The following is an 11,421-nucleotide window of genomic DNA, read 5'->3' as shown; positions in this document are numbered from 1 at the left end:
AAAAGTGGAATGTAAACGCTTTATTCAACATTCGGGAGGGCAGGGAAATGAAGAATACTCCAACTCAATTAGAACCAAATGTTCCTGTAACAAGAAGCCATTCAATGGGATTTGTCATTTTGATCTCATGTGCGGCGGGGCTTGGCGGCTTATTGTATGGCTATGACACGGCAGTGATTTCTGGCGCCATCGGTTTTCTGAAAGATTTATACAGCCTGAGTCCGTTTATGGAGGGACTTGTCATTTCAAGCATTATGATTGGAGGAGTTGTGGGCGTCGGGATATCCGGATTTTTAAGTGACAGATTCGGCCGGAGAAAAATTTTAATGACAGCCGCTTTGTTATTTGCGATATCAGCAATCGTTTCAGCACTTTCTCAAGACGTGTCCACCTTAATCATTGCAAGGATTATCGGGGGGCTGGGAATCGGGATGGGCTCATCGCTCTCTGTTACGTATATTACAGAAGCGGCACCGCCCGCCATACGCGGAAGTTTATCTTCGTTATATCAGCTCTTTACGATACTGGGTATTTCCGCAACATACTTTATTAATCTAGCTGTGCAGCGGTCCGGAACATACGAATGGGGCGTGCACACCGGCTGGAGATGGATGCTTGCTTACGGAATGGTGCCGTCCGTCATCTTTTTCCTTGTCCTGCTCGTCGTCCCGGAAAGTCCGAGATGGCTGGCGAAAGCGGGCAAAACAAATGAAGCTTTAAAGATCCTGACACGTATTAATGGAGAAACTGTTGCAAAAGAAGAATTAAAGAACATTGAGAACTCTTTAAAAATAGAACAAATGGGGTCGCTCTCCCAGCTGTTTAAGCCGGGTCTCAGAAAGGCGCTTGTCATTGGAATCCTGCTGGCGCTGTTTAACCAAGTCATCGGCATGAACGCCATTACTTACTACGGGCCGGAAATCTTTAAAATGATGGGATTCGGGCAAAACGCCGGATTTGTGACAACTTGTATCGTCGGTGTTGTAGAAGTCATCTTTACCGTTATTGCGGTGTTGCTGATTGATAAAGTCGGACGAAAAAAACTGATGTCCATCGGTTCTGCTTTTATGGCTATTTTTATGATTTTAATCGGGACGTCGTTTTATTTTGAGTTAACAAGCGGGATCATGATGATCGTCCTTATATTAGGTTTTGTCGCTGCTTTCTGTGTCTCGGTCGGACCGATCACATGGATTATGATTTCTGAAATCTTCCCGAACCATCTGCGTGCGCGGGCCGCGGGCATTGCGACCATCTTTTTATGGGGAGCAAACTGGGCGATCGGACAGTTTGTGCCAATGATGATCGATTCTTTCGGGCTCGCCTATACATTTTGGATCTTTGCGGTGATTAACATCCTTTGTTTCCTGTTTGTCGTTACGATCTGTCCGGAAACGAAGAACAAATCGCTCGAGGAAATTGAAAAGCTTTGGATAAAATGAAAACGCTTTAATGAAACAGCCCTTTCTACGGGAAGGGCTGTTTATATTGGGATGCACCATTTGGCGCTTTCTGTATAAGATAAAGATATATAGGATAAAATATTGCTGGATAAAACGACGCGGCATGAAAACTCTGCGAATATTGTCGATGAATTGGCTCTTAACAGTTGAATAAACAATTCCACCCTGTTAAAATAATTAAAGAAAGCAGAAATGATTTTTTTTGGCTATGACGGGACGTTTTTTGTCATAGCGGGACATATAATGTCCAGCGAAAAAGGAAGGAACGTTTGAGTCATGAACCAGTTAATACAAGCTCAAAAAAAATTATTGCCTGATCTTCTGCTCGTTATGCAAAAGAGGTTTGAAATCTTGCAGTATATCAGGCTGACAGAACCCATCGGGCGAAGAAGCCTGTCTGCCAGTCTCGGAATCAGCGAGCGTGTGCTGAGGGGCGAGGTTCAGTTTTTAAAGGAACAGAACCTGGTCGATATTAAGACAAACGGCATGACATTGACAGAAGAGGGCTATGAACTGCTTTCTGTTTTGGAAGATACGATGAAAGATGTTTTAGGTTTGACTCTTTTGGAAAAGACATTAAAAGAACGTTTAAATCTAAAGGATGCCATTATCGTATCCGGAGACAGCGATCAATCCCCATGGGTCAAAAAAGAAATGGGAAGAGCGGCTGTCGCATGTATGAAAAAAAGATTTTCAGGCAAAAATATCGTCGCTGTAACTGGCGGTACGACAATTGAAGCTGTCGCCGAAATGATGACGCCGGATTCTAAAAACCGCGAGCTTTTGTTTGTGCCTGCAAGAGGCGGTTTAGGCGAAGATGTGAAAAACCAGGCGAACACCATATGCGCGCATATGGCGGAGAAGGCTTCAGGCACTTACCGGCTTTTGTTTGTTCCGGGACAGCTGTCACAAGGCGCCTATTCATCTATTATTGAAGAGCCTTCTGTCAAAGAGGTGCTGAACACCATTAAATCAGCGAGTATGCTGGTTCATGGAATCGGCGAAGCTAAAACTATGGCTCAGCGCAGAAACACGCCTTTAGAAGACTTAAAGAAAATAGATGATAACGACGCGGTGACGGAAGCGTTCGGCTACTATTTTAACGCGGACGGCGAAGTGGTTCACAAAGTGCATTCTGTCGGAATGCAGCTGGATGACATAGACGCCATCCCCGATATTATTGCGGTAGCGGGCGGATCATCAAAAGCCGAGGCGATCGAGGCTTACTTTAAAAAGCCACGCAACACGGTTCTCGTCACAGACGAAGGAGCCGCAAAGAAGTTATTAAGGGATGAATAATCCCTCAATATAAATATCTCTCACTTATTTAAAGGAGGAAACAATCATGGCAGTAAAAGTCGGTATTAACGGTTTTGGTCGTATTGGACGTAACGTATTCCGCGCAGCATTAAACAATCCTGAAGTTGAGGTAGTAGCGGTTAACGATTTAACAGATGCTAACATGCTGGCTCACCTTTTACAATATGATTCTGTACACGGAAAATTAGACGCTGAAGTTTCAGTTGACGGTAACAACCTTGTTGTTAACGGCAAAACAATTGAAGTTTCTGCAGAACGCGATCCTGCTAAACTTAGCTGGGGCAAACAAGGCGTTGAAATCGTAGTTGAATCTACTGGTTTCTTCACAAAACGCGCAGACGCTGCGAAACACTTAGAAGCTGGCGCGAAAAAAGTAATCATCTCTGCTCCTGCTAACGAAGAAGATATCACAATCGTTATGGGTGTTAACGAAGATAAATACGATGCGGCTAACCACGATGTTATCTCTAACGCATCTTGCACAACAAACTGCCTTGCGCCGTTTGCAAAAGTACTTAACGATAAATTCGGCATCAAACGCGGTATGATGACAACTGTTCACTCTTACACAAACGATCAGCAAATCCTTGATCTTCCGCACAAAGACTACCGTCGTGCGCGTGCAGCAGCTGAAAACATCATCCCAACATCAACTGGTGCTGCTAAAGCAGTTTCTCTAGTTCTTCCTGAACTAAAAGGCAAACTGAACGGTGGAGCAATGCGTGTTCCAACTCCAAACGTTTCTCTAGTTGACTTGGTTGCTGAACTGAACCAAGAAGTAACAGCTGAAGAAGTAAACGCAGCTCTTAAAGAAGCGGCTGAAGGCGACCTTAAAGGAATCCTTGGCTACAGCGAAGAGCCATTAGTTTCTGGCGACTACAACGGAAACAAAAACTCTTCTACAATCGATGCTCTTTCTACAATGGTTATGGAAGGCAGCATGGTAAAAGTAATCTCTTGGTACGATAACGAAAGCGGCTACTCTAACCGCGTTGTTGACCTTGCAGCTTACATCGCAAAAAAAGGTCTTTAATTTATAGCTGAAAAAGGACCTGACTTGGTTCTTTCGAATAGAAGCGCTATAATGAAAGCGGACAAGGGAAGGGGACGGACTCCCTTTCCCTTTTTCCATGAAGACCGGCTTTCAGAAAACGCTCTGTGATAGAGAAACGACCGCGTTTTAAGCAGCTTTGCCGGCGCTTTCGCCTAAGGCCGCTGCCCTGGCTTTTAGACGAACTGCCCTGTGCCGAAAAAGACTGCGATCTGCCCTAGCGGAGTTATCGCTTGAACAGACGGTTTCACGTTTTTCGTGCTGTATGCAAACCATTTTGAAGGAGGATCTCCTAGGCATGAATAAAAAAACTCTCAAAGACATCGACGTAAAAGGCAAAGTTGTATTCTGCCGCGTTGACTTTAACGTTCCAATGAAAGACGGGGAAGTAACAGACGATACACGTATCCGTGCTGCGCTTCCAACAATCAAACACCTTGCAGACCAAGGCGCAAAAGTCCTTCTTGCGAGCCACCTAGGCCGCCCGAAAGGCGAAGTGGTTGAGGAGCTTCGTTTAACTCCTGTCGCTGCACGTCTCGGCGAACTGCTTGGCAAAGAAGTGAAAAAAGCGGATGAAGCATACGGCGATGCTGTAAAAGCACAAATTTCCGAGATGAAGGACGGAGACGTTCTTGTATTGGAAAACGTACGTTTCTATCCTGGTGAAGAGAAAAATGACCCTGAGCTTGCAAAAGCATTTGCTGAGCTTGCAGATGTATATGTAAATGACGCATTCGGTGCTGCCCACCGTGCTCACGCATCTACAGCTGGAATTGCCGAGCATCTGCCAGCAGTTGCAGGTTTCTTAATGGAAAAAGAGCTTGATGTACTTGGAAAAGCGGTTTCCAACCCTGACCGCCCGTTCACAGCGATCATCGGCGGAGCGAAAGTAAAAGACAAAATCGGTGTAATCGAAAGTCTTCTTGATAAAGTAGACAACCTGATCATCGGCGGAGGTCTTGCTTATACTTTCGTAAAAGCGCTTGGCTATGAAGTCGGTAAATCTCTTCTTGAAGAGGATAAAATCGAGCTTGCGAAATCATTTATGGACCGCGCTAAAGAAAAAGGCGTTAACTTCTACATGCCTGAAGATGTACTCGTTGCAGATGATTTCTCTAACGATGCAAACGTGAAAATTGTGCCGATCTCTGAAATCCCTAGTGATTTAGAAGCAATCGACATTGGTACGAAAACACGCGAAACGTATGCTGACGTCATCAAAAACAGCAAACTTGTCGTGTGGAACGGACCAATGGGCGTATTCGAAATCGACTTGTTCGCTCAAGGAACAAAAGCGGTTGCGGAAGCATTGGCAGAGGCGAAAGATACATACTCTGTCATCGGCGGAGGAGACTCTGCGGCAGCGGTTGAAAAATTCGGCCTTGCTGACAAAATGAGCCACATCTCAACAGGCGGCGGCGCATCCCTTGAGTTTATGGAAGGCAAAGAGCTTCCAGGGGTAGCTGCACTGAACGATAAATAATCTCAAAACTGCTATAAGGAAGTGGAACAGATGAGAAAACCAATTATCGCCGGTAACTGGAAAATGAACAAAACACTCGGCGAAGCTGTCAGCTTCGTTGAAGAAGTGAAATCTTCCATTCCAGCAGCAGACAAAGCTGAAGCTGTTGTTTGCGCGCCAGCGCTTTTCTTAGAAAAGCTTGCTTCTGCTGTGAAAGGCACTGACCTAAAAGTCGGCGCTCAAAACATGCACTTCGAAGAAAGCGGCGCGTTCACAGGCGAAATCAGCCCGGTTGCTCTGAAAGACCTTGGCGTTGACTACTGCGTCATCGGCCACTCTGAGCGCCGTGAAATGTTCGCTGAAACTGATGAAACAGTTAACAAAAAAGCACACGCAGCTTTCAAACACGGCATTGTGCCGATCATCTGTGTAGGTGAAACGCTTGAAGAGCGTGAAGCTGGCAAAACAAATGATCTTGTTGCTGACCAAGTGAAAAAAGGCCTTGCTGGTCTTTCTGAAGAACAAGTTGCTGCTTCTGTTATTGCGTATGAGCCAATCTGGGCAATCGGAACAGGCAAATCTTCTACAGCGAAAGATGCGAATGACGTGTGTGCGCATATCCGTAAAACCGTCGCTGAAAGCTTCAGCCAAGAAGCTGCAGACAAGCTTCGCATCCAATACGGCGGAAGCGTAAAGCCTGCAAACATTAAAGAATATATGGCAGAGTCCGATATTGACGGTGCTTTGGTCGGCGGCGCGAGCCTTGAGCCACAGTCATTCGTTCAATTATTGGAGGAAGGTCAATATGAGTAAAAAACCAGCTGCACTCATCATTCTTGATGGGTTCGGATTACGTAACGAAACAGTAGGGAACGCAGTCGCTTTAGCGAAAAAACCGAATTTTGACCGCTACTGGAACCAGTATCCTCATCAAACATTGACTGCTTCAGGCGAGGCTGTAGGTCTTCCTGAAGGGCAAATGGGGAACTCCGAAGTAGGTCACTTAAATATTGGTGCGGGACGTATTGTGTACCAAAGCTTAACACGCGTAAATGTTGCCATTCGCGAAGGAGAGTTCGAACGCAATCAAACATTCCTTGACGCGATCAGCAACGCGAAAGAAAACAACAAAGCCTTGCACCTGTTCGGTCTTTTATCTGACGGAGGCGTGCACAGCCATATCAACCATTTATTCGCACTGTTAAAGCTTGCGAAAAAAGAAGGGCTGACAAAGGTTTATATCCATGGCTTCCTTGACGGCCGTGATGTAGGTCCGCAGACAGCGAAAACGTACATCAACCAGCTGAACGATCAAATCAAGGAAATCGGTGTGGGTGAAATCGCCAGCATTTCCGGACGTTACTACTCTATGGACCGCGACAAACGCTGGGACCGTGTAGAAAAAGCGTACCGCGCAATGGCGTACGGCGAAGGCCCATCTTACCGCAGCGCCCTGGATGTTGTTGATGATTCATATGCAAATGGTATCTACGATGAATTCGTGATTCCATCTGTCATCACAAAAGAAAACGGTGAGCCTGTTGCGAAAATCCAAGACGGCGATTCTGTGATTTTCTATAATTTCAGACCGGACCGCGCCATCCAGATTTCCAACACGTTCACAAACAAAGACTTCCGTGACTTCGACCGCGGCGAGAATTATCCAAAGAACCTGTATTTCGTCTGCCTGACTCACTTCAGTGAAACAGTTGACGGCTATGTAGCGTTTAAACCGATAAATCTTGATAACACAGTCGGAGAAGTATTATCTCAGCACGGGTTAAAACAGCTTCGAATTGCAGAAACTGAAAAGTATCCGCACGTCACGTTCTTTATGAGCGGCGGCCGTGAAGCTGAATTCCCGGGTGAAGAGCGTATTCTCATCAACTCGCCTAAAGTTGCAACGTATGACTTGAAGCCTGAGATGAGTGCGTATGAAGTGAAAGACGCGCTTGTCAAAGAAATTGAAGCTGACAAGCATGACGCGATCATTCTTAACTTCGCAAACCCTGATATGGTCGGCCACTCCGGAATGGTTGAACCAACAATTAAAGCAATTGAAGCAGTGGACGAATGCTTGGGCGAAGTCGTTGACGCGATCCTTGCTAAAGGCGGACACGCTATCATTACCGCTGATCACGGTAATGCTGACATTCTGATTACAGAATCAGGCGAACCGCACACTGCGCATACAACAAACCCAGTCCCTGTGATTGTAACGAAAGAAGGCATTACGCTGCGTGAAGGCGGAATCCTAGGCGACCTTGCACCAACGTTATTAGACCTTCTTGGTGTTGAAAAACCGAAAGAAATGACAGGAACATCTTTAATTCAAAAATAATTTGAAAATCAAAAGGAGAGACAAAACTCATGCCATACATTGTTGATGTTTATGCACGCGAAGTATTAGACTCCCGCGGCAACCCAACAGTTGAAGTTGAAGTATATACAGAAACAGGAGCTTTCGGCCGCGCATTAGTGCCAAGCGGAGCTTCTACAGGTGAATACGAAGCGGTTGAGCTTCGTGACGGCGACAAAGACCGTTACCTTGGAAAAGGCGTGTTAACAGCTGTTAACAACGTAAACGAAATCATTGCTCCAGAGCTTCTTGGCTTTGATGTAACTGAACAAAACGCAATCGATCAGCTTTTAATCGAGCTTGACGGTACTGAAAACAAAGGTAAACTTGGTGCGAACGCAATCCTTGGCGTATCTATGGCTTGTGCGCGTGCTGCTGCTGATTTCTTACAGATTCCTCTTTACCAATACCTTGGAGGATTCAACTCAAAAACGCTTCCTGTACCGATGATGAACATCGTAAACGGCGGAGAGCATGCTGATAACAACGTGGATATTCAAGAATTCATGATCATGCCTGTAGGTGCTCCTAACTTCCGTGAAGCACTTCGCATGGGCGCTCAAATCTTCCACAGCCTGAAATCAGTATTAAGCGCAAAAGGCTTAAACACTGCTGTAGGTGACGAAGGCGGATTCGCTCCAAACCTTGGTTCTAACGAAGAAGCGCTTCAAACAATCGTTGAAGCAATCGAAAAAGCCGGCTTCAAACCTGGCGAAGAAGTTAAACTTGCTATGGATGCTGCATCTTCTGAGTTCTACAACAAAGAAGACGGCAAATACCATCTGTCTGGCGAAGGCGTTGTGAAAACATCTGCTGAAATGGTTGACTGGTATGAAGAGCTTGTTTCTAAATACCCAATCATCTCTATCGAAGACGGACTTGACGAAAACGACTGGGAAGGCCACAAGCTTCTTACTGAGCGTCTTGGCAAAAAAGTTCAGCTTGTTGGTGACGACCTCTTCGTTACAAACACGAAAAAACTTTCTGAAGGTATTAAAAACGGCGTAGGCAACTCTATCCTGATCAAAGTAAACCAAATCGGTACATTGACTGAAACATTCGATGCGATCGAAATGGCGAAACGCGCAGGCTACACAGCTGTTATCTCTCACCGTTCTGGTGAAACTGAAGACAGCACAATCGCTGACATCGCTGTGGCAACAAACGCAGGACAAATCAAAACAGGTGCTCCGTCTCGTACGGACCGTGTTGCGAAATACAACCAGCTTCTTCGCATCGAAGATCAGTTGGCTGAAACTGCTCAATACCACGGTATCAACTCTTTCTACAACTTAAACAAGTAATAAAAAGACCGCCGGGATTTTCTCTCGGCGGCTTTTTTATGCTTTCAGAGATCCAAATAAAGCCTTACCATATCGCGGCATTGAATCCCGTTTTCAAAAATGTCCTCATCATAATGTCTGAGAAAGAAATCGTGGTCGATCGCCTGAATGCGGAATCCGCATTTTTGATAGAGGGAAAGCTGATGAATGCTCGAATTCCCCGTTCCGATTTCAATCGTGTCCGCCCCCAACTCCTTCGCTTTTTCAATGGCGTCAAGTACAAGCTGTTTGCCAAAGCCCTTCTTCTGAAGAGATTCTTTTACCGCAATATTTACAATTTCAACTGTTTGCGGCCTTGTTTTTAGCAATACATAAACACCTGCAAGCTCATCACCGGCCCAAGCTGTGTAACATTCTCCCCTCTCAAGATATTCATCTACAATGTCTTTCGATGGATCGGCGAGCAGCAATAGATCATATAATTCGTCATTTGTTTCTTCTCCTAATTCAATCCTGAGCTTTTGCATATTCGTACCACCTTTTTAGTCTGATAGACATTTAATTTTTTCATTCGTTCCCAATTTCATTCTGTTTTATTATAAAATATGAAAAGCAGTAAATGTTATCAAATTAGTAGAATAGGAGGAAAGTCATGTTTTTTTGTAAGAATTGCGGCTCCCAGAATAATGAAGGAGCCAAGTTTTGTAAACAATGCGGCACCCCGATCGGAGGGGGTAGCAAACAGGCAAATCAAGAAACAGCTAGCACTGCAGAAACGAGGCAGGCTCCGCGAAAACCGATCCCTAAGAAAACCATCATTTTATGGAGCAGCATTGCCGCGGCGTGCGTTATATTATTCGCCGCATATAAAACCGGAGCGTATTTTACTTCAAAGGATAGGTTAGTAGACAAGTTTGAACAGGCCGTAAATGATGGGGATCAGGACCAAATCGCGACTCTGCTTACACCGGTAAATGACAATCTTAAACTCACTAAAAATAATGTAAAACCGTTTCTTACATATTTGAAGGATCATCCAGACAAAAAAGATGAACTTTTTGCATCGCTGCGGGATGAAACAGCCCAGAAGGATATCGTATATGCAGAAAAAGACGGGAAAAGCCTGCTGGTATTTGACCATTATGACTTAAAGGTAGCACCTGTTTATTTTGAAGTGAGCAGCAATTATAAAAATACCGATCTATATGTCAATAAAGAGGAAGCCGGATCTGTAAAGAAAGCAGATCAAGCACAAACCCTTGGTCCGTACATTCCCGGCGAATATACAGTCTCAGCCAAACTGAAAAACGATGTCGTTGACCTTGTGAAAAAGGAAGACATTCAGGCGATTGGCGATAGCAGCTTTCGTGTTGATCTCTCATTGGAAGCAGACGATGTGACATTCAGCTTAGCGGATGACATCAAGAGCGGGAAGGGAGATTTGCTGATTAACGGTAAATCAATTCATAAAGATCCGTTCAAATCCGTAACATATGGTCCGCTGCTGACAGATGGATCAATGACAGCTTCAGTCGAGGCAGAATTTCCGTGGGGAAAAACAAAAACTGCCGGCGTTCCGATCGATGATAAAGAAATGGAGTTAACGTTAATTCCTGATCAAGATACACAGGAACAGATTATGAACACAATTGTCAAAACAACAAAACAATACTCCAAAGCTCTATCTGATGGGAATACAGCCCAGATGACAGAGGCAAGTGCCAATTGGAAGGCGGAGACGAAGGACACCGTCGATTCTATGAAAAGCGCGGATTCATACTTAAAAGATAGATACTTGGAAACTGATTTTGACCTGGACACATTTGCCCTCTCTCAGAAAAACGACGGAACGTGGCAGGTATCGGTAACAGGAAAAGAACTTCACCAGTCTTCTTCGTATAACGACTATACAAAATCTGAAATGACTGACGACAGTCCGAGTTATGAATATCTTCTTTCATATGATAAAAAACAGAAAAAGTGGATTTTCGAAGATGCAGAATCAACATTCGAATCTGCAGGTACAAATATAAAGAAAATCAAAAATGATAAACCAGAGACATACACTTCCGCCTGGGCTGGCTCGAAAAACAAAGGCAGTGAAAGCTCTGCAAGCGGCGATGTTACGGATGAACAAGTGACATTATTTATGGGCAGTTATCTGCAAAGTCAGGCAGATGCCGTGAATCAAAATAATTTCTCACTGATGGAAGACAGCCTTGAAAAAGGCAGTTCCCTTTATTCCGACCAGCAGCATCTCGTGTCGAAATTAAATAAAGAGGGGACAACAGAAGACTTTAATAACTATGAAGTGAAAAGCTGGAGCCAAAATGGGTCGGCTATCACGATTAAGACGTATGAAGAATTCTATATCACAAAATCAGGCGGCAGTCCAAAGCTCAGAACATATAACTGGACCTACACCGGCGTAGTGAAGAACGGAAGAATTTACTTAACGTCTATTCAATAAAACAACCCCATCA

9 protein-coding genes are annotated in these 11,421 nt (G+C 44.7%); 8 read left to right on the top strand and 1 reads right to left on the bottom strand.

Annotated features, from left to right (window positions below; genetic code table 11):
- Positions 1–47 precede the first annotated feature (47 nt).
- The 7 genes from araE (at position 48) to eno (ending at position 8,959) form a co-directional block, all read left to right on the top strand.
- Complete coding sequence (gene araE, locus MHI44_RS07760) at positions 48–1,442, top strand: arabinose-proton symporter AraE (protein ID WP_003243899.1); 1,395 nt, start codon at positions 48–50, stop codon at positions 1,440–1,442.
- A gap of 297 nt (positions 1,443–1,739) precedes the next feature.
- Complete coding sequence (gene cggR, locus MHI44_RS07755; RefSeq protein WP_009968188.1) at positions 1,740–2,762, top strand: gapA transcriptional regulator CggR; 1,023 nt, start codon at positions 1,740–1,742, stop codon at positions 2,760–2,762.
- A gap of 46 nt (positions 2,763–2,808) precedes the next feature.
- Positions 2,809–3,816, top strand: coding sequence for a type I glyceraldehyde-3-phosphate dehydrogenase (gene gap, locus MHI44_RS07750; protein WP_003219957.1), 1,008 nt, complete (start codon positions 2,809–2,811; stop codon positions 3,814–3,816).
- Between the two features lie 316 nt (positions 3,817–4,132).
- Positions 4,133–5,317, top strand: coding sequence for a phosphoglycerate kinase (locus MHI44_RS07745; RefSeq protein ID WP_003243051.1), 1,185 nt, complete (start codon positions 4,133–4,135; stop codon positions 5,315–5,317).
- 30 nt (positions 5,318–5,347) lie between these two features.
- Positions 5,348–6,109 (top strand): triose-phosphate isomerase, encoded by a 762-nt coding sequence (tpiA, locus tag MHI44_RS07740; RefSeq protein ID WP_003243394.1) that lies wholly within the window; start codon positions 5,348–5,350, stop codon positions 6,107–6,109.
- Positions 6,102–7,637: a 2,3-bisphosphoglycerate-independent phosphoglycerate mutase gene (gene gpmI / locus MHI44_RS07735; protein ID WP_003228330.1), complete on the top strand. Its 1,536-nt coding sequence runs from the start codon at positions 6,102–6,104 to the stop codon at positions 7,635–7,637. Before tpiA ends, gpmI begins: the two co-directional genes overlap by 8 nt.
- Before the next feature lie 29 nt (positions 7,638–7,666).
- Entirely contained in the window at positions 7,667–8,959 is a 1,293-nt protein-coding gene (gene eno / locus MHI44_RS07730) for a phosphopyruvate hydratase (RefSeq protein WP_003228333.1), read from the top strand.
- A gap of 44 nt (positions 8,960–9,003) precedes the next feature.
- On the opposite strand, the gene MHI44_RS07725 is transcribed toward eno, so the two are convergent.
- On the bottom strand, positions 9,004–9,465 hold the full coding sequence (locus MHI44_RS07725) for a GNAT family N-acetyltransferase (RefSeq protein WP_021480624.1): 462 nt from the start codon (positions 9,463–9,465) through the stop codon (positions 9,004–9,006).
- 125 nt (positions 9,466–9,590) lie between these two features.
- Between MHI44_RS07725 and MHI44_RS07720 the strand changes: the two genes are divergently transcribed.
- Positions 9,591–11,408, top strand: coding sequence for a zinc ribbon domain-containing protein (locus tag MHI44_RS07720; protein ID WP_088272512.1), 1,818 nt, complete (start codon positions 9,591–9,593; stop codon positions 11,406–11,408).
- Positions 11,409–11,421 lie beyond the last annotated feature (13 nt).

The sequence above is a fragment of the Bacillus sp. FSL K6-1366 genome, from assembly GCF_037976695.1.
In the GTDB taxonomy this organism is placed as follows: Bacteria; Bacillota; Bacilli; order Bacillales; family Bacillaceae; genus Bacillus; species Bacillus subtilis.
Note: the sequence above shows the minus strand (reverse complement) of the source record. Positions and strands in the feature narration are given on the sequence as shown.

Coding starts and splice junctions, on each gene's coding strand:
- araE (WP_003243899.1), top strand. CDS start 48: ATGAAGAATACTCCAACTCAATTAGAACCAAATGTTCCTGTAACAAGA.
- gpmI (WP_003228330.1), top strand. CDS start 6,102: ATGAGTAAAAAACCAGCTGCACTCATCATTCTTGATGGGTTCGGATTA.
- MHI44_RS07725 (WP_021480624.1), bottom strand. CDS start 9,465: ATGCAAAAGCTCAGGATTGAATTAGGAGAAGAAACAAATGACGAATTA.
- MHI44_RS07720 (WP_088272512.1), top strand. CDS start 9,591: ATGTTTTTTTGTAAGAATTGCGGCTCCCAGAATAATGAAGGAGCCAAG.
- MHI44_RS07745 (WP_003243051.1), top strand. CDS start 4,133: ATGAATAAAAAAACTCTCAAAGACATCGACGTAAAAGGCAAAGTTGTA.
- cggR (WP_009968188.1), top strand. CDS start 1,740: ATGAACCAGTTAATACAAGCTCAAAAAAAATTATTGCCTGATCTTCTG.
- tpiA (WP_003243394.1), top strand. CDS start 5,348: ATGAGAAAACCAATTATCGCCGGTAACTGGAAAATGAACAAAACACTC.
- eno (WP_003228333.1), top strand. CDS start 7,667: ATGCCATACATTGTTGATGTTTATGCACGCGAAGTATTAGACTCCCGC.
- gap (WP_003219957.1), top strand. CDS start 2,809: ATGGCAGTAAAAGTCGGTATTAACGGTTTTGGTCGTATTGGACGTAAC.